Below are 20,585 nucleotides of genomic sequence, written 5' to 3' on the forward strand. Positions count from 1 at the left end.
TTGGTGCCGGGCCGCCGAAACGAGCCCCTGTTGCCAGAGATTCGTGGTAGCCGCCATGTAGTCGCGCAGCATCGTCTGATAGTCAGGACGATGCTCAGGCGTCGGCGGCGCTTTCCCGAACCAGCAGCACGGGGCACGGCGAATGCCGCACGAAACGCTCGGCGACGCTGCCGAGCACCATGCGCCGCATGCCGCGCCGGCCATGCGTACCCATCACCACCAGATCCGCGCCGCGCCGCTCGACACAGCGTGCGATGCAACTCGCGATGTCTTCGGCGATGCCCTGGGTTTCGATGATTTCAGAATCGCCGGCCACGTCGAGGACTTCCATTTTCGCGAGTGCGTCGTCCAGCAGGCTTCGTCCGACCTGGCGCGCGGCATCGGTCAACAGATGCGGGTCGCACGCGCCCGCGTAAATAAAGGCCGCCGACTGGTCGATCGCATACACTGCGGTCAGCTTCGCATGCGCCAGCTTGGCCATGCGGGTAGCCTCACTAACCGCGCGTTTCGACGCCTCGCTGCCATCCACGGCAACCAGAATGTTTTGGTACATGACTTGCTCCTCGTAGGGCATTAAAAAGCGCTGCCGTCGCACGACTCGTTGCGATGATCAGGACCGGCTACGCACCGGATTGCACGCCAGTTGCTCCTCGGCGGAATTGAATGCCGCCTGGATCGCTGCTTGCGCGTTGGCGTCGACACAACGTTTGATCGGGACGAGTTCGCCGCTGCGCATGATCAGGTCGAGCCGGGCCTCGAACAGCCGACCGCGCGCATCGCCTGGAGGCACGTTGGCCCGATGGTCAGGAAGCGCGGCATGGACCGATTCGATCACCAGATCACAACCCGCGATTGACCTGCTGAACCGCTCCAGGCGCACCAGTTGCGAAGCCGCCTCAGCTTCGATTTGCGACGTCCCGGCAAAGCCGAGATAGACGATTTGCATGCCGACTCCCATGTGCCCTCTCCCAGGCGTCCAGCGTTTTCGCGCAGGTTCCTTAGCGAATTCACCCGCCGCAGTGGCGGGGGCGAGTTGACGAGACGCAACCGGCGGGATGATTGGATCATCGGCTGGGACGGTTTGAGCCACTTGACTTGCGTCAAGACATCGAGTGGATGCCGGCCTTTCCTGATCACTGGACCATCGTATGAGGGCAGCTTCGGGCGAACTTGATGCGGATCACAAAGAGGCGAGATACGCAGCGCAGCGCCGCCCGCGTCGCCTTTGCGAATCAACCTGAGTTCGACGCCCGCCCGAGCGCGCCGCCGCGATCGTTGCTTGATCCAACTCAATCGGATCACCCGAGCCTCGCGTATGTTGGAACAACGCCCGCTCTGCGCGGCAGGGCGGTCCGGCTGCAGTTCGATTGCAGCGAACCTCGAAAGGGAAAACAACGTGCAAAACTCTGATCCGATTCACGCACATGCGCCGCGCGCCGACGTCGACCGTGACGGCCATCCCGCAGAGAACGACAAGTTCTATCTTGTCGGCGGCGGCATCGCCTCGTTGGCGGCCGCGGCCTTCCTGATCCGCGACGGCCACGTGCGCGGCTGCGACATCACCATTTTCGAAGCGCTCGACAAGCTGGGCGGCAGCCTGGATGGTGCGGGCAATCCCGAAAACGGCTATGTCGCGCGCGGCGGGCGCATGCTCGAAAGCAAGTATCTGTGCACGTATGACCTCTTCTCGTCGATCCCCACGCTGGACGGCACTAAAAGCGTGACGCAGGAAATCTTCGACTGGAACGAAACCATGCGAACCTCGTCGCGAGCGCGGCTCGTGCGCGCGGGCAAACGCGAAGACGCGCCGGCCTACGGGCTCGATGAAAAGCATCTGGTGACGCTCGGCCGCCTGTCGATCGAACCGGAAGCGATGCTCGGCGCTAGCCGGATTGCCGATCACTTCGACACCTCCTTCTTCGAAACCAATTTCTGGCTCATGTGGTGCACGACGTTCGCATTCCAGCCGTGGCATAGCGCGGTCGAATTCCGCCGCTATCTGCTGCGTTTCGCGCATATGTCCACCGGTTTCAACCAGTTGCACAGCATCATGCGCACGGTCTATAACCAGTACGATTCGATGATCCGGCCGCTGCGCCGCTGGCTCGACGACCACGGCGTGGCATTCCGGCAGGACACCCGGGTCACCGAGCTTCGCTTCGACGAAACGGGCCCACTGAACCGGGTCAGCGCAATAGTGGGCGAAACGGCGCACGGGCGCTTCGATCTGCCGGTCGATCCCGCCGACAAGGTGATCGTCACGCTCGGCTCGATGACGGCCGCCTCCAGCCTGGGCGGCATGGACCGTCCCGCGCCGCTGGATACGGTCGACGCAACGGGGGCCTGGAGCCTGTGGAAAAACATCGCCGCGGGCCGGCCGGAATTCGGTCATCCGTCCATCTTCGCCGATCATGTCGACGCGTCGAAGTGGCTCTCCTTCACGGTGACGCTGCGCGACCCGACGCTGTTCCGGCTGATCCGCGATCTGACCGGCAATGTGCCCGGCGAAGGCGGCCTGATTACTTTTCCGGAGTCGAACTGGCTCGTGTCGATCGTGCTGCCGCATCAGCCGCATTTCATCGGTCAGCCGGCGGACGTGCAGGTGTTCTGGGGGTACGGCTTGCGAGTCGATCAGCCCGGCGATTTCGTCGACAAGCCGATGCAGGCCTGCACCGGCCGCGAAATCCTGACGGAGATCGTAGGTCACCTGAAGGCGCAGTCGGAGTCGGCCCGAATCCTCGAGCGCGCGGTTTGCATTCCCTGCATGATGCCGTTCATCACGAGCCAGTTCCTGCCGCGCCGTCGCGGCGACCGGCCTGCCGTGGTACCTGACGAATGGCGCAATCTCGCCTTCATCGGGCAGTTCTGCGAGTTGCCCGACGACGTCGTGTTCACCGTCGAATACTCGGTGCGCTCGGCGCAGAACGCGGTGTATGCACTGCTCGGGCTCGATCGGGCCGCACCGGCTGTCTACAAGGGGCAGCATGACCCGCGGATCGTCTACAAGGCATTCGCGACGCTGCGGGACCATTAGCGAGGTGATCGGGTGGAAGTCGACAGTTTGCGGCATACCAAAAGCCTGCGGACGCTGCTCGCGCGTCTGAAGGAGCATCCGCTGGCCCATGTCGGTCCGGGCCTCATCACGGGCGTCGCCGATGACGATCCGAGCGGCATCGCCACTTATTCGCAGGCTGGCGCGCAGTTCGGCCTGAACATGCTATGGACGATGCCGCTCGCCTTTCCGTTGATGGCCGCGGTTCAGTCGATGTGCGCGAACCTCGGCCGGGTGACCGGCAAAGGGCTCGCCGCCAACATCAAGAGCGCGTTCCCACCTGTCGTGCTGATGGGCGTCGTGTCGTTGCTGCTGGTCGCGAACGTGCTGAACATCGCCGCCGATGTTGCCGCGATGGGCGAAGTGGCGGAACTGGTGAGCGGCGTCGACCGGCACCTGATGACGGCCTGCTTCGTGTTCGGCACGCTGCTGCTGCAGGTTTTCGTGCCGTACCATCGGTACGTGTTCTTTCTGAAGTGGCTGACGGTCTCGCTGCTCGCCTATGCCGTCGTGCTGTTGACCGTTCAGGTGCCCTGGCGCGAAGTGGGCTGGCGCATGCTGTGGCCGCATCTGACGCTGAACGGCAACGCGGCGGCGATGGTCGTCGGCGTGTTCGGCACCACCATCAGCCCGTACCTCTTTTTCTGGCAGGCTTCCGAAGAAGTAGAAGACCTGCACGCCCATCGCGGTGATGCCGCGCTCATCATGGATGCCGGCGCGGCGCCCCGCGAGCTGCAACGGATTCGCTGGGACACATGGTCCGGCATGTTCTATTCCGACCTCACCGCCTTTTTTATCATGCTGGCGACCGCCGTGACGCTGCACGAGGCCGGCGTGACCGATATCACCACGGCGGCACAGGCCGCGAGCGCGTTGCGACCGCTCGCCGGCGACTTCGCTTACCTCCTGTTCGCGGCGGGCATCCTCGGCGTCGGTCTGATCGGCGTGCCGGTGCTGGCGGGTTCAGGCGCGTATGCGCTATCCGAAGCGATGGGCTGGCATGAGGGGCTCGAGCGCAAGGTGCGCGACGCACGCGGTTTCTACGCGATCATCGCCGTCAGCGTGCTGGCCGCGCTCGTGATCCAGTATTCGCCGATCAGCCCGATGAAGGCGCTGTTCTGGAGCGCGGTCATCAACGGCGTGGTGGCGGTGCCGTTGTTGGTAGTCGTGATGATCCTCGTGTCGAGGAAATCGGTGATGGGCGCGTTCACGGCCAGCAAACCGCTGATCGTGCTCGGCGCGATCGCCACCTTGGTGATGGGCGTGGCCGCACTGCTGATGTTTATTCCCGGGTAAGAGAAAAGCAGGAAAAAGCACGCCGCGACACGGTCACAGTGAACGTGCGATGCGGTTGTGCATTCGCATGCTGGATTCGCAGCGCATGCCACGAGCATAGGCGCGGTTGAGCGAATTCTCATGATCCATATCAAGCGACGAACCTGGCCGTCATGACGGCGCATCGTTGCGTAGGAAAAACCTGACAAGCATGCAGAACGTCCTACCTGAAGCTCGGTGCCACCTGATTTGTACCGGCCGGGTGCCGACCCATACTGGATCCGTGACAGCCCGAATCGATTGCCCTCGCGATGCGCCCGGTGCGCGTGCCGAGGTAGACCCGTAAGGAGACCGGCCATGTCGGACACAGCCTTTTTCGCCCGCGCCGCGACATCGGCGGAACCATCACAGGACGCGCGCAACGCGATCCCTGAATTCGATGCCATCCTCGCGCTCGCGCGCGAGTCGGGGCTGCTGATTACGCTCGACGGACAGATCGGCCGCGAAAAATACCAGAGCATCGGGGGCTCGCTGCATGCGTTCAAACGCTTCGCCGAAGCGCTGTGCGATACCGTCGGTCAGCGTGCGCCGGTCTGACGGAATGCAGGACGCCAGCAGCCGCGTCTCCGAAACAGATGATGCAGATCAACTCACCGGAGCCTCGGCATGACTTAATCGACGTACCTGAAACTCACACGGCATCGTGTCGTGTCGGAGCCATCGTGAACGACAACCTTTTGCGCAACCGCACTTTCGGCGAAATCGAAATCGGCGAGTCGGCGTCGCTCGTACGCGTGGCCCTGCAGAACGATATCGATCTGTTTGCGGCCGTATCGGGCGATCTCGATCCCGCGCATGAAGATGCGGCGATCGCCGCGGGCGCGCTGTCCGGCCATGGAGTCGTACACGGCATGTGGACCGCCGCGCTGATTTCCGCGCTGCTCGGCAAGCGGCTGCCCGGCCCCGGCACGATCTGCCTCGGCCAGACCCTGCAGTTCCGTCATCCTGTCTCAGCGGGGGACAGCATCACCGCGATGGTCAAGGTGAAGGAAAAGCGCAGTGACGGACGCATCGTCCTGCTCGACATCTGCTGCACGAACCAGAGAGGCGACAGCGTGCTGCTCGGCACGGCAACGGTCGTTGCACCGTCGATGCCGGTAGTGTGGCCATGCACCGCGAATGCCGAAATCGCCTTGCGACGTCACGACCGCTACGACGCGTTTATGCGGCAGGCGCGCGTGCGTCCCGCATTGCGCACGGCGATCGTTCATCCCTGCTCGGAAGAAGCCATCCTGGCAGCGATCGAAGCACGCGACGAAGGCCTGATCGAACCGGTGCTGATCGGCCCCGAAGCCAAAATCCGCGCCGCTGCCGAGGCCGCCAATCTCAGCCTCGCGGGTGTGCCGATCGAAGCGGTCGAGCACAGTCATGCGGCGGCTGCGCGTGCCGTGGAAATGGGCGCGACCGGCCGGGTCGCCGCGTTGATGAAAGGCAGTCTGCACACGGACGAACTGCTCGGCGCGGTCGTCGCACGGACATCCGGCTTACGCACTTCGCGGCGCATCAGCCATGTCTATGCGATGGACGTGCCGGCCTATTCGAAGCCGCTGGTGGTCACCGACGCCGTGGTCAATATCACGCCATCGCTCGACCATAAGCGCGATATCTGCCAGAACGCCATCGACCTGTTGCACGTGCTGGGTGTCGAACTCCCGCGGGTCGCGGTCCTCGGCGCGATCGAAACGGTCAACTCGCGCATGCCGACTACGCTCGACGCTGCCGCGCTGACCGTCATGGCCGCGCGCGGTCAGATCACGGGCGCGCTGGTGGACGGCCCGCTCGCCTTCGACAATGCAATCAGCCTGGCGGCCGCGAAAATCAAGCAGATCGATTCGCCCGTGGCCGGTCAGGCGGACATCCTGCTGGCGCCAGATCTGGAAGCCGGCAACCTGCTCGCCAAACAGCTCATGTACTTCGCCGGCGCCGACGCGGCTGGTCTCGTGCTCGGCGCGCGGCTGCCGATCATCCTCACGAGCCGTGCCGACAGCGTGCGCGTAAGGCTCGCATCCGCCGCACTCGCCAAGCTGACGGCGGAACGTGCGCTGGCAGGCTCGGGGCGCCCGTGAACGGGGCGTTTGCGGACCGGCGCGCCCCGTCGTTTTCAGGTTCCACTGTCCGCGCCCCCCCCAGTCGCACGGTTGATCTGAATCAACGCCGCAGCGCCATCGGCTCATAGACTCAGATCACATGGTCGGGCGCCGCCCATTCACTTTCCGGGAGCTTTGCAATGAGCTACAAAACCATCGTCGTTCACCTGGATACGAGCCGTCGCGCGCATCCGCGGCTCGAAATCGCGCTGCGCCTCGCGAAGCACTTCGGTGCCCATCTGACCGGCGTATTCGCCCTGTTCAGTCCCGATCCGCGCTCGCTGTACGTGATGGCCGGCACCGCCAGCTACTACGCGACGCATGAGCAGCTGCGCGCCGAGCGGCGCGGCGCGCTCGAACGCCTCTTCCATGCGGAGCTGAGCCGGGCCGGGGTGGCGGGCGAGTGGGTCGCCGTCGATCAGTCAGCCAGTCTCGCGGTGCCGCACCGGGGACGCTGCGCGGATCTGATCATCGCCGGCCAGGACGATCCGGATGATCCGGAGTCGTACGTCGGCAACTATTTCCCCGAAAACCTGGTCATGTCCGCGGGCCGGCCGGTGCTGCTGGTGCCGAACGCCAGCAGCGTCACTTCCCCCGGCGGCCACGTGATGGTCGGCTGGGACGGCAGCCGCGAAGCCACCCGTGCCGTGCATGACGCGCTGCCGTTCATGCGCACAGCGCGGCTCACCACGATCGTCGCGGTCAACGGCGCTCGCAGGGAAACGGGCTCCCGTATTCCGGGCGCCGACATCGCAGCGGTGATTGCGCGGCACGGCATCAAGGTCGAAGTCAAGGACGTCGAAGCCGGTCCGGCCGCGTCGGTTGGCGACACCCTGTTATCGGAAGCAGCCGGGCTCGGTGCGGACCTCCTCGTGATGGGAGCCTACGGCCATGCCCGCTGGCAAGAACTGGTGATGGGCGGCGCAACCCGCACGGTGCTGCAGTCGATGACCGTGCCGGTGCTGATGTCGCACTGATTCGAAACGGATTCTCGTCCAGATCCCGTTCGCGCCGGACCAGCAGGACCGGTACCTCGGTGCGCCGCAAGACGGCTTCAGCCACACTGCCCACCAGCAAGCGTCCTATCCCGTGCCGTCCATGCGTGCCCATCACGACGAGATCGGCTTCGCATTCGCCGGCGATACGGCAGAGCACACCCGCGATGTCCTCGCCGTACGCGTCGACAACTCGCGTCAAGCCACGCACCCCACGCTGCTCGAATAGCGCGCGAGCATCTTCCAGCGTCGCCATCGCGGCCTCGGCCGACACCGTCGAGCGGCTCTGCTGATCGATCAGGCCGATGCCGACGTCGACCATTTGCGCAGCATGTTCGGCGACGAATACCGCTGTCACGGTCGACTGTGCCGCCTCCGCGATGGTCAGCGCTTCCTGAAGCGCGAGTTGGGCTGCTTGACTGCCGTCGATTGCTACGAGAATCCGCTTTTACATGACATGCTCCTGAACTTTGACGCATCCCCAACGAATGCGTCATCAACCGCAGCTACTGGCATGATCCGTGCGAATCGCGCAAAATAAACAGCGCAGCATGGTCTGTCGCCCATCGCAAAGGCTGCCGTCGGCCGGCGTCGTGAGTTATCCGTTATCCATCGAGGCGCGCATGCCCCTTCGCGACAAAACGCCCTTCGCGCCCGGGCCGTCCTCGCGGTCGCGAGTCGCGACCTATGTACGACACCCTGTGCTCGTCGGCGCGCTCGCCTTCGTGGTCGGGCTCACACTGGCGCTCGGCATCTGGCGCTGGCTGGCGCAATGGTCGCTGCGCGAAGCCCCGCTCCGGGAAAACAGCTTGCTGACGGCATGCATCGCCGCTGCCTGTCTGTTCGCCGTCGTGGCCTTTCTGCTTGCCCGCGCACGCGGCGTCTCGACCTTGACTAGCGAGGCGCGAAGCCAGTCGAGCGTCAACGAGGCACGCATGATGGCGATCATCCGCTCGTCGATGGAAGGCATCATCACCGTCGATGAACGACAGAAGATTGTCATCTTCAACCCGATGGCCGAACAGGTATTCGGCTGCAGCGCGGCGGACGCGCTCGGCGCTTCGCTGTCGCGCTTCATTCCGGAACGTTTTCGCGCGGCGCACGAGCGGCATGTCGACCAGTTCGGCGTCACGGGCGTGGCCGACCGCCAGATGGGCAAACAGCAGCGCGTGCTATTCGGGCTGCGCAGCAACGGCGAAGAATTTCCGATCGAAGCGTCGATTTCCCAGGTGGCCGACGGTGACAGCAAGCTGTACACAGTCATGCTGCGCGACATCACGGAACGGGTCAAAGCGGAGAACGCGCAGCGCAAATCGCGCGAGGAATTGCGCGAACTGTCGGCCAATCTGCAGATGGTTCGCGAGGACGAAAAAACCCGTATTGCCCGCGAATTGCACGACGACCTCGGCCAGCAGTTGACCGCACTGAAAATGGACCTTTCATCGGTCGAACAGGCGCTCGAAGCCACCGCCGAGTCCGGGATTCTGCGGCAACTCAGCGACATGCAACGGCTGATCGACGCGACGGTCGCGTCGGTGCGCCGGATCGCGGCCGACCTGCGCCCGGTCATGCTCGACGATCTCGGCCTGATCCCGGCCATCGAATGGCTCGCCAACGACTTTACGAACCGCTACGGCATCGAGGTGAAACGTGACATCGAAGTCGGCGACACACCCCTTACGCCGGCAGGCGCAACCACACTATTCCGCATCGTGCAGGAGGCGCTCACCAACGTCACCCGCCACGCGCAAGCCACGCTCGTCACGCTGACGGTGCGCCGCGAAGAGGACGCCTGCATTGTGCGAGTGGCGGACAACGGTCATGGTGTGGGCCGTTCGGACGCGCGCGCCGAAAAATCGTTCGGGCTGCTCGGGATCCGCGAACGTGCGCATATGCTAGGCGGCACCGTCGAAATACAGACGTCCAGCGGCAAGGGCTTTTCACTGACCGTCACGTTCCCGGCCGCGGCCGTGCAACAGCAGGAGACGCTAACATGATTCGCGTGCTGATAGCCGACGATCACGCGCTCGTGCGCGATGGGCTGCGACATATTTTGCAAAACACAAACGGCTTCGAAGTGGCCGGAGAAGCCAGCGACAGCGTCAGTACGATTGCTCTGGTTCGCTCGCACCCGGCCGATGTGCTGGTGCTGGATCTGTCGATGCCGGGGCGCAACGGCGTCGAGTTGATCAAGCAGATCAAGGACGAGATGCCGGCGCTGCGCATTCTCGTACTCACCATGCATGCGGAGCAACAGTACGCCGTGCGTGCTTTCAAAGCCGGTGCATCGGGCTATCTCACCAAGGAGAGCGCGAGCGCGGAACTGGTCTCGGCGGTGAGCAAGGTCGCCTCCGGCGGCGTCTATGTCAGTCTCGCGATGGCCGAGCGCTTCGCGCAAAGCCTGAACGAGCCCGCCGACACACTGCCCCACCAGCGCCTGTCGGATCGCGAATTCGACGTTTTCCGGCGCATCGCCGCAGGACAAACCCTCACGGAAATTGCCACCGAATTATGTGTCAGCAGCAAGACGGTAAGCACCTATAAAACCCGCATTCTCGAGAAAATGCAGATGCCGCACGAAGCCGCGCTGGTGCGCTACGCGCTGCGCCACAAGCTGCTCGGGGAAGACGACGAAATCTAGCGCCGTCACGGCGCCGCTGTCACTGGGTCCGCTCCGTCGTGACCCCCGTCACATCCGTGGCTCCTCGCGCGGCTGCTTTGCCGTCACAGAGTGTGTGTAGGAAATTTCCTACAACACTTCCCGCTCGCCTACCCGAAGCTCGTTCCCCGCTGATTTTATTTTGAGATGACGCGGCCGATACTTCGAGCCATGAACACAAGCCCGTCACACCCGGCCGTACGCGTGTTCCTCGTGGACGACGCGATTTCGATCAGGAAACGGATCGCCGCGCGTTTCGGTGCGATCGAAGGCGTCGAGATCGTCGGTGAAGCGGAGGAACCCGGTGCGGCACTGGACGGCATCGGCGCGACGGCAGCCGACGTCGTGGTGATGGATTTACATCTGAGCGGCGGCAGCGGCATCGACCTGCTGCGCAGCCTCGCGCAGAGCATGTCCACCGTGATCACGATCGTACTCACGAATCATTCGGGCACGTGGTTCAGGCAGGCGTGCGTCGCCAACGGCGCGCAGTACTTCTTCGACAAGACCAGTGAATTCGATCTTGCATGCAACACCATCGAGCGAATTGCCCACGAGCATTGCGCGCGCGGTCTCTACCATCTCGGAGCCCATCATGTCTGACGTTGCCGAATATTCCCAGACCCGGACCATCGCGCAGATTCCGCTGCACGCGCTGAAAGATCCCGGATTCGCACCGGCCCGGCCGAAGCACGGCGGCGCCAACTGCCCGAGTTGCGCGATGCGTGCTTCCTGCTTGCCGGAAGGTCTGACGGCGACAGAGACCGAACGGGTCGACGCGCTGATCTGCCCTTCGCGCACGATCAAAAATGGCGAATCCCTGTTTCGCGCAGGCGATTCGTTCCAGAGCATCTACGCAGTTCGCGCGGGCTCGTTCAAGACCGTCGTGATGCATCGCGACGGCCGTGAACAGGTCACCGGGTTTCATCTTGCGGGCGATGTGCTGGGTCTCGACGGCATCGGTTCAGGCAAGCATAGCTGCGATGGGCTCGCCATCGAGGACAGCAAGGTCTGCATCATCCCGTTCCATTTGCTCGAAGCCATGTGCCGCGACGTCAAGGCATTGCAGCAGCATGTTCACAGGCTGATGGGCGGCGAGATCGTGCGCGAGGCGACGCTGATGATGCTGCTCGGCACGATGTCCGCGGACCAGCGGGTCGCGACGTTCCTGCTGAACCTGTCGGGCAAGCTCAAGTCGCGCGGTTATTCGCAGGCGGAATTTCATCTGCGCATGACGCGGGAAGAGATCGGCAGCTACCTCGGGATGAAACTCGAAACCGTCAGCCGTATGCTGTCGAAGTTTCAGAAGGACGGCCTGCTCGATACCCACGGCAAGCAGATCAGGATTCTCGACAGGGAAGGTCTCGCCCGCGTTTAGCCGCGCGCGCTCGCCGCCGTTTGATCGGAGTCAAGCCCGCCGTAGCGCATCAGACACTCGTCGCCGGCTCGCCATTGCTGCTGTGCATCGGCACCGGCACGGACGACGCGGCCGCATGGCTCGCGGCCGGGCAGGCGCTCGAACGGGTGCTGCTCACCGCCGCCTCCGAAGGCATGACGGCTTCCTACCTGAATCAACCGATCGAAGTGGCTTCGCTGCGCGAGCGCCTGCGCGCCGCGCTCAATCTGGACGCCGTCCCGCAACTGCTGATCGGGGTTGGCCGTGGCGGCGCCGTGCGGCATTCGTCGCGGCGCCCACTTGCCGAAGTGGTGTCGTAGCGCGGCGCAGTCAAAGGGCCGATCAGCGGCCCGGCCGCGCGGCTTCAATCGCGGAAGCGAAAGTAGCCGCTGTGCATCATGACCGGCTTCGCGCCCACTTCTTTCAGCAAATTTCGCGCGGCGGCCTCGATGGGCAGCCGGTGTGTATCGAACGCTTCGATCAGATCGTCTTCACGCAACGACGGCGCGCCGAAGTGGTCTTCCAGCGCCTCCGCGGTAATGGCGCACTGCACGCGCTCACCGTCGACCTCCGCCGGAAAGGCGACGACGAGATCGCGCGCGCAGTACTCGGGACGTTCCTGCGGGAAATGGATATGCATGGCCGGTACCTGTGAGAGTGAAAGTTCGTGGCTTGAACAAAGCCGACGGAAGCGGCGCGGATAACCAGAGTGCGGCCACGCTCGACGCTCCGATGTGTTCAGAATAGACCCGCTTGAAACGTCGCCAATTTTTTGGTGGCGATCCTGGCTGACTCGGATCAAGCGGGTGACATCACCTGACGGCAGGCCTCGAACAGCCCCATGTTCGCGAAAGCCGGTTGATTTGAGTCAATCATTAAATGCCGCGGTGGTACACGATGACGGGGTGCCGTTTGCAGTTCCGGCTTGCACGAGGACGACGTGTTCATGAAACATCTAACGCGCCGCTTCGCTGCCGACTTGCTGGACGACACGATTCTGGTGTACGTCGCCGATCTTGCACGCATCCACGACATCGCACCGTCGCAGCGCAAACCTTTTGCGTCGGCGAGCGCCGGCGCGATGGTGCAGAACGTCTATCTCTTCTGCGCGGCCGCAGGACTCGCTGTCGCGGCGCGCGGCTGGCTCAACCGCAGTGCGCTGAGTATCGAAATGCGCCTGCCGCGCGACAGCGTTCCGGTGCTCGCTCAAACGGTGGGCCACTTTGATTTATCCGCTGGCGCCGGCGACGCCCGATGACTCACGCAAACGGTCGATGGAGCGCGGGCAAACGTCGGCTTGACGTGAGTCAATTGCAACCGCGTCGTCGAACGTAGACTGAGCCTGCAACCTTTCGTGGAGTGCGTCTCGTGAAAGCCATGTTTCCGCCGTACCTGGCCGCGCATGTCGTCGGGCTCCTGCTGACAGCAAGCGGCGCGGCGTTCGCGCAGTCCGAGCCGACCGCCCTCGTCGATCAACAGCATTGCATGTTCTGCCATACCCGCGACGCGCCGTTTCTCGCCCCTTCGTTCCAGCAGATCGCGGAACGTTATCGCAACGAGCCGAATGCGCAGGTGATGCTCGAACACAAACTGCGGGTCGGCGGCAAGGCGCATTGGGGCGACATGGCCATGCCGCTGCCGCCAGATCGCGGTGGACCGCTTACGCCCGAAGACGCCCACACGCTGATCCAGTGGGTCCTGAGTCAATGAACAGCAACGAACCGACTAGCCGCTTACTGCGGACGCACTTGGTACAGATGGAGAAAATCATGCGCCTGACCATCCACCTCGACACATTCGACCGTGTCAATCGGATGGCATTCGCCATCCTGTGGCTCGACAACGAAACGCGTCAATGGTCGCGCGAGGGGCACCTGGGCCTCGAACTGCCCGAATGGGGCACGCTGCAAGTCGACTGCGGCAATACACTCGTGTGCGGCCCGCACGATTCGGTGCCCTGCTGTGTGCTTGAGGGGCTTGATCTGAACGTGTCCGGCGGCCCGTTCGAAGGTGAGGCCGGGCGTGCGCAATGGTGCGCCAATGCAGGCAGGACGCTGATGAGCGGCCACTGGCACATTCAATGTGTCGACCACGAGGGCGCAGAGCCTGAAAATGGCATTTTCGCGGATGACGACACTGCCTGAACCTTATTTGAACCGTCACGACAACGAGGTGCGCTCATGGGATTGACCGCGGATCTGGACGGCGTACGGCACAGGTATGGACTCTGTTTCGTGCGCGCCCCGTGGGCCTATTTCACGCGTGTGCCACTCGATCAGCAATGGGGCGACGGCTGGGAACAGGTGCCGTATGAACAACATGCCGGCGTCCCCTACGCTGACATGCCGCAGCAGATTCTGACGGTCGCCTTCGACGGTCCGTTGTATCCGCCCGATGCGGGCTACGACGGCAAGACGCGCAGCGTCATCGAGATCAATCGGGGCGACGCTCCGTGGCTGCGCACGCAGGATCTCATCAGCAACGCGCCGATTCACATCATGGCTGGCGTGACGCTCGAATCGTTTGTCGAGCAGGTCGAGCTTGCTGGCGGCCGCGTGTTTGCTCCGCTCGGCTGGGGCGCGTTGCGGCTCGAACGTTGCGAGCGGGACCAGCCGGGTGACGCGCCGGCGTCGACGGCTTCCGCACCTAAGGCGAGCAACGTCTGAGGCGCACGCTGCGCGGGCCTCGATCCCGCGCCCTCCACGCATCGCCCTCCCGGCGCCATGCCCGCGAACTCTCACTCGAAAACTTGCCCGGTCATTGCCCGCTCTCCCATCCCCCACCCAGCGCCGCATATAACGCGACCGTATCCTGCAGCCGTTGCGCCACGCCCTGTAGCCACGCGATGCGCGCCATGAACTCGGCTTTCGTGTATGCGACGTAGCCGAGCGATTTCACCACTTGCTTGATATGCGCGATATCGGCTGGCGACTTCGGCTCGACGAGGATGTACGAGGTGGTGTAGCGGGTCGTGGGGATGTAGGTGATAGCACGCTTGTAAGTGGTGTAGAGCGTGGGTGTGCCGAACAGGCCGCTGCTCGCGACAGTCGCGATGCCGACCACCACGCCGCGATGATCGTTCAGCTCGAAATCCGTGCCGAGCGTGGGGTTCTTCAGCTTCACTAACTCGGCGATCGTCGATCGCGATGAAGCCGTTCTCGGCATAGATGTCTTCGATCTTGCCCTGCTTCATGATCGGCCAGCCGAACAGGCTGGCGTCGTCGAGTCCGATCACCGTGACGGCCTGATAAGTGCCGTCGCGCAGCTTGACCAGCGCGCCGCCCGAATACAGCGGCACCGCGTATTTGACGCCGTCGGTGCTGCGTACCGCGTCGAGGACGTAGTCCGGCATGCCCTCCTCCAATCCCGGCCAACGCTGTGAAAATGGCCACTGCGGCGACGATGATTCTTGGTTCTGCGCGGACCATGATGTCCGTCCTCCGTCAGTTGACGCACGCGATGTCTGAGCGCGTGTCGGCTTGCGAGCCGTCGCGACGAATCCATCATCGACCCGATAGCGCTATTGCAATTGATACGCGTCAAGCATCGGTTGCTTTGCGTGGTCAGTGCCACGTGACGGCAGGCGCGGCGACATCCGGCCGGGGAAATGTTGCAGTGCGCCCGTCAGCGTGCGTCGCGGTGGCCGAGGCCGCAGTGGTCGGCCGTCCCGACGATACCTTCGGGGAAGCGATCGTGGCGTTCATGGTGCTCAAGACGGCGCGGCCGAACGGCCCGGACTGACGCGTCTGATCAGAGCTCGTCGTTCATCGCGTCGCCCCATGTCGGCCGACGGCAATCGAGACGCATGAAAGCCGCAGATTAGCGAGCCTATCGGCCTCATTCATATGAATTTCACCTATTTTTCGAAGACATAGGTTCCCGGCGCGTCGCAGAGGGCGCCGTCGACTGCATGGGCAGCCACCTCCCCGCTCGACTGCTCGCGTAGCCACTGGTTCCAGCAGAGCCACCACGACCCCTCGACAGGTGTGGTCTGGGCGAGAAAATCGCGGCGGCTGCGGTAAGGCGCTCCGCGAGGACGGGTTACACATCGGTAGTAACGGCCCACATGGCCGGGCTCGGACACGATTCCCGCATTATGTCCGCCTGCCGTCAGCAGGAAAGTCAACGGATTATGCGTCAGCAGATGCAGCATGTAGACCGAGCGCCAGGGTGACACGTGGTCCCGCTCCGTCCCGACGACAAAGGTCGGCGCTTCGATGTCGGACAAGGCGACAGGCCGGCCATCGACGCAGTAGCGTCCCTCGGCAAGATCGTTGTTCAGGAATAGCCGCGTGAGGTACTCGCTGTGCATCCGATAAGGCAGGCGCGTGGTGTCGGCGTTCCACGCCATCAGGTCGTTGGGCTTCGAGCGCCGTCCGAGAAGGTATTCGCTCATCATCCTCGACCAGATCAGATCGCGCGCATTCAACAGCTGGAAAGCGCTCGACATCTGCCGTCCGTCCAGATAGCCCTGGTGCCACATCAATGCGTCGAGCGCGGCAAGTTCACTCGCATCGATGAACAGGCCCAGTTCGCCCGGCTCAGCAAAGTCCGTTTGCGCCGCAAGGAGCGTCACCGTCTTCAGTTCGTGCCCTCTTCCATCGCGAAACAGCGCTGCAGCCGCCATCGCGAGGAGCGTGCCCCCAAGGCAATAGCCAACGGCATGCACCGGCTGTGCATGACGTAGACGGACCTGAGCCAGCGCGGCAAACAAACCGTCGCGCAGGTAGTCGTCGAGTCCGACGTCACGAAACGCTGCGGGCGGGTTGCGCCACGATATTGTGTACACCGTGTAGCCAGCGTCCACGAGATAGTGAATCAGGGAATTGTGCGGCTGAAGATCGAGAATGTAGTACTTCATGATCCACGACGGGACGATCAGGAGCGGTTCGCGCGCCACGGTGGCTGTTGCAGGCGCGTACTGAATCAACTCGCACAAAGCGTTGCGCCACACTACCTTGCCCGGGGTAATGGCCACGTCTTTTCCGGGCAGCCACGCATGCGAAGGGGATGCCAGGTCGTCTTTCGCCGCGCCGGCAAGCTCGCGCAGGTCCTCGAGCCAGTGCTGCATGCCCACCACGAAATTCAGTCCGCCGCTTCGCCACGCCGCCGTCTGTATCGCGGGATTGGTTGCGATGCAGTTGCTGGGTGAGCATGCGTCCAGCCATTGGCGCACGAGGAAGCGCACCAGTTCCTCATGATGCCGTTCGACGCCCGGTATCGCCGTGGTCGCCGCTTCCCACCATTGCTGGACTTGCAGGAAGGCATCCCGATATAGCCAGTAAGGCCACCGCGACCATGAATCGGCAGAGAACCGAGGGTCCTCGCTCACCGGCTCGGCGTGCCAATGAGCCGTAGGCGCGACCTGTATGTGTTCTGTCAGCTCGCTATACGCCATCGCGCACCGGTTCACCAGGTCGAGTGCCTTACCGGGCGAGAGCATCATGTGCAGTGCCCAGTCTTGGGCCGCCATGAATATCGAAGCCGGCGACAAACCGCCTGTCAGCGCCGCGACCGCCGCGTGCGCGGCCAGGTCCAGTTCGTTGCGCGAAAGTGCAGGCACGGGCGCGCCATGGCCGTCCCGCGCCCCGGACAGTTGGTTGGCACCGGCCAGGGTAGTCGTCTGAGATGGAGAGCGCTTCATAGCTTGCGGCGCATGGGGGAATTCAGTCGGATCGTCTACGCTCACGTTCGCTCATCCTTGTCGAGGTCATCGTGTATGAATGCCGCGCCTGATGGCCGAATCCGCGCTCAATGGCGCTAGCCGCCATGCGAGCCAGAGCGGGCGCGGGGCACGTCCCTTCGCCATCGAAGCGCAGCAGCGCTCAACCGGTTGCGACTGCGTCTGGTCGGCGTGCCGGGCACCGCGGACGCACGTTGAACAACTGTCGGGCATCCCTGATACCAGCAGTGAGACTACGTACGCGGCTGCGATGCGGGTTGATTTGCATCAACGAGAACCGGGCAACCATGAGCGCCGTACGATTCATGCGCGGCGAGAAGGCTCAGTTGACACGCATCAAAGCACAGGCGTTCAGCGCGGCTATGGTGAAAACGCGTGCGCGGTTCACCTGCGCATGCACCGGCGCTGACCTTGAACGGAGTCGATCATGACCGATATGCAACTGCTGTCCTATGAACCGGCGCCCGGACGCGCCCCCTCTCGTACCCGCGGCGAAACGCCTGCCGTGATCACGCTGCCCAAGCCTGACATGGCCGGCGGCGTGCCGCTGATGAAAGCGCTCGCGCTGCGCGCCAGCACCCGCGAATTTTCCGACACACCCTTGATGCCCGCGACGCTTGGTGCGCTGCTATGGGCGTCGGACGGCGTCAACCGTCCGGCGACAGGCGGCCGCACGGCGCCGTCGGCCCATGCCTTCAATGAAATCGACCTTTATGCGGTGCTGCCGAACGGAGTCTATCGCTATGACGCGCCAAACCATCGGCTCGTACTCAAACGCGAGAGCGACGCGCGCAATATGACGGGATACCAGGATTTTGTCGGCGACGCACCGCTCGATCTCGTGTATGTCGTCAACATGTCGCGCCTGCTGACGATGCCGCCTCAGCAGCGCGATATTTTTTCCGCCGTCGCGGCGGGCGCGATGGCACAGAACGTTTCGCTGTATTGCGCTTCAGCCGGACTCGGATGCGTCGTACGGGGTTGGATCAATCATCGCTCGCTGAGCGACGCACTGAAATTGAACGAGGACGAATTGCCGATCCTGGCTCAAACAGTAGGCGCGCTGGCAACGACACTGAATTCGCTCGCGGATTGAAGCGGCGTGGCGCGCAGCGGTTATCGGGCGGCCGGCAGGGTTCCGTTGGCAGCATGCCTGATCCGAAGAGGCAACCCATGTGGTGCGGCCTGCTCGATACACAACGGCGCCTCGCCAAGGCGTTCGCCGAAAGCGCGCTCAACGTCTGCGTCCGGACGCCGGGTCTATCCGAGCTTCATCCAGCAGGCTGCCATCCTGGTCGCGCACCCTGCGCGTCAGGTCGGCCTGGAATACCGGCGCGCTTGGGCAAGTCCCGCTTTGCACGATCGAGGGAGACCGCGACGACATCACCGGCGCGGATCAGACTCATTGCGCGCACGCGCTATGTCATGCGCCGGACGCACCACGGCATCGGCGCGCGACCATCGGCCAGTGCGACCATTACGATCTTTTCACGGGCCCACGCTGGCACGACGCTGTTCATCCCCAGTTATGCGAATTCTGGCGCGCGATCGAATGCGATAGTGAAGCGAAAGCCGAACCGCCCGGCCGCATTCGATGATCCATGTCAAAGCTGCGCCAGGCCAATGCAGTGCAATGGCATTTATCCCCGCCATGGGCGGGTTCCGCGCGAGGGCATGATGAAACTGACTTTTCTGGGTGGCGCGGAAACCGTCACCGGCTCGAAATATCTGCTCGAAGCCGCCGGCTTGCGGATTCTGATCGATTGCGGTCTGTTTCAGGGTACGAAAAACCTGCGCCTGCGCAACTGGAGCCCGCTGCCCATGCCGGTCGACACGCTCGACGCCGTGATCCTCACGCACGCGCATATCGATCACACCGGCTACCTGCCCGTGCTCGCGCGCAGCGGCTATCGCGGCCCCGTCTACTGCACGCCCGGCACGGCCGACCTGTGCAACATCATGCTGCGCGACAGTGCGCGTCTACAGGAAGAGGAAGCCGACTTCGCGAACCGTCATGGCTTCTCGAAGCACAAGCCGGCTCTGCCGCTTTACACGCTCGACGACGCACAGCGCGCGCTGCGGCTCATCGTGCCACGCGAATTCGATGTCCCCACCCCACTGAACGACGAATTGTGCTTCCGCTTTCTGCCTGCCGGACATATCCTGGGCGCGGCCAGCGTCGTGCTCTGCTGGCGCCATACGGTGCTGGCTTTTTCAGGCGATATCGGCCGGCCGAACGATCCGATCATGCGCGCCCCCATGAAGCTCGCGCACGCGGACTATCTGGTCGTCGAGTCGACCTACGGCGACCGCCTGCATGCCACGACCGATCCCGAGCGGGAGTTGGCCACGCTATTCGAGCGGACGTTCGCGCGCGGCGGCGTCGTGGTCATGCCCTGCTTCGCGGTCGGACGAGCTCAGGAAATCCTTTATTACATCGCGCATCTGAAGCAGACCGGGCGCATGGCAAACGTGCCGGTCTATCTGGACAGCCCGATGGCCACCGGCGTCACGGAGGTGTACCGGCACCATCTGAGCGAGCACCGCCTGACGGCTTCGCAGGCGGCCATGATCGACAAGGCGGCAGTCATGGTGCGCACGGTCGAGCAGTCCAGAGCGATCGCCGCGCATCATGGTCCGATGGTCATTATCGCTGGCAGCGGCATGGCCACCGGCGGTCGCGTGCTCCATCATTTGCGCCTGTATGCGCCGGACCCCAGGAATACGATCGCGCTGGTCGGCTATCAGGCCGCGGGCACACGCGGCGCCGCCATTGCCGCACACGAGCCAGCGGTAAAGATTCACGGCGAGTACGTGCGAATTCGCGCACATGTCGAGACGATTTCGTCCCTGTCCGCGCATGCGGACTACAGCGAAACGCTGAACTGGCTCGCAGCGATATCGCCGGCGCCCGCGCAAACGTTCATTACGCACGGTGAGCCCGCCGCCGCCGATGCGTTGCGCCGTCGAATCACCGACACGCTTGGTTGGCCTTGCACGGTGCCGGTGTATCAGCAAAGCGTCGAGCTGGCGGAAAGGTCCGCGCTCGACGGCCGGTCCGCGGCCGCCGCTGCGGCATGTTCGATCTCCGGCCCAGCGCAGAGCTGATGTCACGCCCTGCGCAAAACCTCGCGCGCTGCCGCGCCGTCAAGCGCGCGACAGGCAAGCCGTTACGGCCCGCATGGCCGCGCGTGACGATGCCCGGTAAGCTGGCACCCACGCGCGCAGCCGGTCGACAGCTGTCACCACGTGTGCGCCATCTTCTCGAAAGCCCGACATACCTGCGGGCCGACGAAGACGCGTCGTTCCTGCAACGCCCCGAGATGTGCGGCGTGCGGCCGCAGCTCGACTACTGGAAGACCGAAGAGAGCCTGCACG

Annotated in this window: 18 protein-coding genes and 7 pseudogenes; 19 read left to right on the forward strand and 6 right to left on the reverse strand. The window is 63.7% G+C overall.

Features of this window, described 5'->3' with window-relative positions; genetic code table 11:
• Nucleotides 1-94: 94 nt before the first annotated feature.
• On the reverse strand, nt 95-553 hold the full coding sequence (locus tag OKW27_RS38195; protein WP_429336496.1) for a universal stress protein: 459 nt from the start codon (nt 551-553) through the stop codon (nt 95-97).
• A gap of 57 nt (nt 554-610) precedes the next feature.
• A complete protein-coding gene (locus OKW27_RS38200; RefSeq protein WP_429336497.1) occupies nt 611-946 on the reverse strand; it encodes a hypothetical protein in 336 nt (111 codons plus the stop codon).
• 468 nt (nt 947-1,414) lie between these two features.
• On the opposite strand from OKW27_RS38200, the gene OKW27_RS38205 reads away from it, so the two are divergent.
• The 5 genes from OKW27_RS38205 (at nt 1,415) to OKW27_RS38225 (ending at nt 7,451) form a co-directional block, all read left to right on the forward strand.
• Complete coding sequence (locus OKW27_RS38205) at nt 1,415-3,034, forward strand: oleate hydratase (RefSeq protein WP_429336643.1); 1,620 nt, start codon at nt 1,415-1,417, stop codon at nt 3,032-3,034.
• A gap of 12 nt (nt 3,035-3,046) precedes the next feature.
• Entirely contained in the window at nt 3,047-4,348 is a 1,302-nt protein-coding gene (locus OKW27_RS38210; RefSeq protein ID WP_429336498.1) for an NRAMP family divalent metal transporter, read from the forward strand.
• Nucleotides 4,349-4,684: 336 nt separating this feature from the next.
• Entirely contained in the window at nt 4,685-4,924 is a 240-nt protein-coding gene (locus OKW27_RS38215; RefSeq protein ID WP_090804932.1) for a hypothetical protein, read from the forward strand.
• A gap of 125 nt (nt 4,925-5,049) precedes the next feature.
• Nucleotides 5,050-6,453 (forward strand): bifunctional enoyl-CoA hydratase/phosphate acetyltransferase, encoded by a 1,404-nt coding sequence (locus tag OKW27_RS38220; RefSeq protein WP_429336499.1) that lies wholly within the window; start codon nt 5,050-5,052, stop codon nt 6,451-6,453.
• Nucleotides 6,454-6,614: 161 nt separating this feature from the next.
• Nucleotides 6,615-7,451 carry a universal stress protein gene (locus tag OKW27_RS38225; protein ID WP_429336500.1) on the forward strand — a complete coding sequence of 279 codons (837 nt, stop codon included), beginning with the start codon at nt 6,615-6,617 and terminating at the stop codon, nt 7,449-7,451.
• Between the two features lie 94 nt (nt 7,452-7,545).
• Here OKW27_RS38225 and OKW27_RS38230 read toward each other — a convergent pair.
• Nucleotides 7,546-7,911, reverse strand: a pseudogene (locus OKW27_RS38230) (universal stress protein); the annotation flags it as partial.
• 181 nt (nt 7,912-8,092) lie between these two features.
• Between OKW27_RS38230 and OKW27_RS38235 the strand changes: the two are divergent.
• From OKW27_RS38235 to OKW27_RS38255, 5 genes and pseudogenes are all read left to right on the forward strand, one after another.
• Complete coding sequence (locus tag OKW27_RS38235; protein WP_429336501.1) at nt 8,093-9,466, forward strand: PAS domain-containing sensor histidine kinase; 1,374 nt, start codon at nt 8,093-8,095, stop codon at nt 9,464-9,466.
• Nucleotides 9,463-10,110 (forward strand): response regulator, encoded by a 648-nt coding sequence (locus tag OKW27_RS38240; protein ID WP_090804939.1) that lies wholly within the window; start codon nt 9,463-9,465, stop codon nt 10,108-10,110. The genes OKW27_RS38235 and OKW27_RS38240 overlap by 4 nt, the downstream gene beginning before the upstream one ends.
• A 189-nt stretch (nt 10,111-10,299) precedes the next feature.
• Nucleotides 10,300-10,731: a response regulator gene (locus OKW27_RS38245; RefSeq protein ID WP_429336502.1), complete on the forward strand. Its 432-nt coding sequence runs from the start codon at nt 10,300-10,302 to the stop codon at nt 10,729-10,731.
• Nucleotides 10,724-11,506 carry a fumarate/nitrate reduction transcriptional regulator Fnr gene (fnr, locus tag OKW27_RS38250; protein ID WP_090804943.1) on the forward strand — a complete coding sequence of 261 codons (783 nt, stop codon included), beginning with the start codon at nt 10,724-10,726 and terminating at the stop codon, nt 11,504-11,506. The genes OKW27_RS38245 and fnr overlap by 8 nt, the downstream gene beginning before the upstream one ends.
• A gap of 38 nt (nt 11,507-11,544) precedes the next feature.
• Nucleotides 11,545-11,844: pseudogene (locus tag OKW27_RS38255) on the forward strand (nitroreductase family protein); the annotation flags it as partial.
• Between the two features lie 44 nt (nt 11,845-11,888).
• On the opposite strand, the gene OKW27_RS38260 reads toward OKW27_RS38255, so the two are convergent.
• Nucleotides 11,889-12,164 (reverse strand): DUF1488 domain-containing protein, encoded by a 276-nt coding sequence (locus OKW27_RS38260; protein ID WP_090804945.1) that lies wholly within the window; start codon nt 12,162-12,164, stop codon nt 11,889-11,891.
• Between the two features lie 357 nt (nt 12,165-12,521).
• Between OKW27_RS38260 and OKW27_RS38265 the strand changes: the two are divergent.
• The 4 genes and pseudogenes from OKW27_RS38265 to OKW27_RS38280 form a co-directional block, all read left to right on the forward strand.
• Nucleotides 12,522-12,782: pseudogene (locus OKW27_RS38265) on the forward strand (nitroreductase family protein); the annotation flags it as partial.
• 119 nt (nt 12,783-12,901) lie between these two features.
• Nucleotides 12,902-13,234, forward strand: a complete 333-nt coding sequence (locus tag OKW27_RS38270) for a c-type cytochrome (RefSeq protein ID WP_090804947.1) — start codon at nt 12,902-12,904, stop codon at nt 13,232-13,234.
• Nucleotides 13,235-13,293: 59 nt separating this feature from the next.
• A complete protein-coding gene (locus OKW27_RS38275; RefSeq protein ID WP_090805779.1) occupies nt 13,294-13,668 on the forward strand; it encodes a DUF3564 domain-containing protein in 375 nt (124 codons plus the stop codon).
• 36 nt (nt 13,669-13,704) lie between these two features.
• Nucleotides 13,705-14,190, forward strand: coding sequence for a hypothetical protein (locus OKW27_RS38280; protein ID WP_429336503.1), 486 nt, complete (start codon nt 13,705-13,707; stop codon nt 14,188-14,190).
• 175 nt (nt 14,191-14,365) lie between these two features.
• Here OKW27_RS38280 and OKW27_RS38285 read toward each other — a convergent pair.
• Nucleotides 14,366-14,879, reverse strand: a pseudogene (locus tag OKW27_RS38285) (ABC transporter permease); the annotation flags it as partial.
• A gap of 269 nt (nt 14,880-15,148) precedes the next feature.
• On the opposite strand from OKW27_RS38285, the pseudogene OKW27_RS38290 reads away from it, so the two are divergent.
• Nucleotides 15,149-15,262: pseudogene (locus OKW27_RS38290) on the forward strand (AMP-binding enzyme); the annotation flags it as partial.
• A 118-nt stretch (nt 15,263-15,380) separates the two neighbouring features.
• Here the strand turns inward: OKW27_RS38290 and OKW27_RS38295 are convergent.
• Nucleotides 15,381-17,168: a PHA/PHB synthase family protein gene (locus OKW27_RS38295; protein WP_429336644.1), complete on the reverse strand. Its 1,788-nt coding sequence runs from the start codon at nt 17,166-17,168 to the stop codon at nt 15,381-15,383.
• A gap of 466 nt (nt 17,169-17,634) precedes the next feature.
• Between OKW27_RS38295 and OKW27_RS38300 the strand changes: the two genes are divergently transcribed.
• From OKW27_RS38300 to OKW27_RS38315, 4 genes and pseudogenes are all read left to right on the forward strand, one after another.
• On the forward strand, nt 17,635-18,303 hold the full coding sequence (locus OKW27_RS38300; RefSeq protein ID WP_429336504.1) for a SagB/ThcOx family dehydrogenase: 669 nt from the start codon (nt 17,635-17,637) through the stop codon (nt 18,301-18,303).
• Between the two features lie 144 nt (nt 18,304-18,447).
• A pseudogene (locus tag OKW27_RS38305) lies at nt 18,448-18,805 on the forward strand (hypothetical protein); the annotation flags it as partial.
• A 79-nt stretch (nt 18,806-18,884) separates the two neighbouring features.
• Nucleotides 18,885-20,315, forward strand: coding sequence for an MBL fold metallo-hydrolase RNA specificity domain-containing protein (locus OKW27_RS38310; protein WP_429336645.1), 1,431 nt, complete (start codon nt 18,885-18,887; stop codon nt 20,313-20,315).
• 89 nt (nt 20,316-20,404) lie between these two features.
• Nucleotides 20,405-20,581, forward strand: a pseudogene (locus OKW27_RS38315) (cytochrome D ubiquinol oxidase subunit II); the annotation flags it as partial.
• Nucleotides 20,582-20,585 lie beyond the last annotated feature (4 nt).

The sequence above is a fragment of the Paraburkholderia sp. 35.1 genome (assembly GCF_050436525.1).
GTDB lineage: Bacteria > Pseudomonadota > Gammaproteobacteria > Burkholderiales > Burkholderiaceae > Paraburkholderia > Paraburkholderia tuberum.

Excerpts from the sequence above, each read along its gene's own strand:
- OKW27_RS38195 (WP_429336496.1), bottom strand. The coding sequence starts at position 553 with ATGTACCAAAACATTCTGGTTGCCGTGGATGGCAGCGAGGCGTCGAAA.
- OKW27_RS38200 (WP_429336497.1), bottom strand. The coding sequence starts at position 946 with ATGCAAATCGTCTATCTCGGCTTTGCCGGGACGTCGCAAATCGAAGCT.
- OKW27_RS38215 (WP_090804932.1), top strand. The coding sequence starts at position 4,685 with ATGTCGGACACAGCCTTTTTCGCCCGCGCCGCGACATCGGCGGAACCA.
- OKW27_RS38225 (WP_429336500.1), top strand. The coding sequence starts at position 6,615 with ATGAGCTACAAAACCATCGTCGTTCACCTGGATACGAGCCGTCGCGCG.
- OKW27_RS38235 (WP_429336501.1), top strand. The coding sequence starts at position 8,093 with ATGCCCCTTCGCGACAAAACGCCCTTCGCGCCCGGGCCGTCCTCGCGG.
- OKW27_RS38240 (WP_090804939.1), top strand. The coding sequence starts at position 9,463 with ATGATTCGCGTGCTGATAGCCGACGATCACGCGCTCGTGCGCGATGGG.
- OKW27_RS38245 (WP_429336502.1), top strand. The coding sequence starts at position 10,300 with ATGAACACAAGCCCGTCACACCCGGCCGTACGCGTGTTCCTCGTGGAC.
- fnr (WP_090804943.1), top strand. The coding sequence starts at position 10,724 with ATGTCTGACGTTGCCGAATATTCCCAGACCCGGACCATCGCGCAGATT.
- OKW27_RS38260 (WP_090804945.1), bottom strand. The coding sequence starts at position 12,164 with ATGCATATCCATTTCCCGCAGGAACGTCCCGAGTACTGCGCGCGCGAT.
- OKW27_RS38270 (WP_090804947.1), top strand. The coding sequence starts at position 12,902 with ATGTTTCCGCCGTACCTGGCCGCGCATGTCGTCGGGCTCCTGCTGACA.
- OKW27_RS38275 (WP_090805779.1), top strand. The coding sequence starts at position 13,294 with ATGCGCCTGACCATCCACCTCGACACATTCGACCGTGTCAATCGGATG.
- OKW27_RS38280 (WP_429336503.1), top strand. The coding sequence starts at position 13,705 with ATGGGATTGACCGCGGATCTGGACGGCGTACGGCACAGGTATGGACTC.
- OKW27_RS38295 (WP_429336644.1), bottom strand. The coding sequence starts at position 17,168 with ATGAAGCGCTCTCCATCTCAGACGACTACCCTGGCCGGTGCCAACCAA.
- OKW27_RS38300 (WP_429336504.1), top strand. The coding sequence starts at position 17,635 with ATGACCGATATGCAACTGCTGTCCTATGAACCGGCGCCCGGACGCGCC.
- OKW27_RS38310 (WP_429336645.1), top strand. The coding sequence starts at position 18,885 with ATGAAACTGACTTTTCTGGGTGGCGCGGAAACCGTCACCGGCTCGAAA.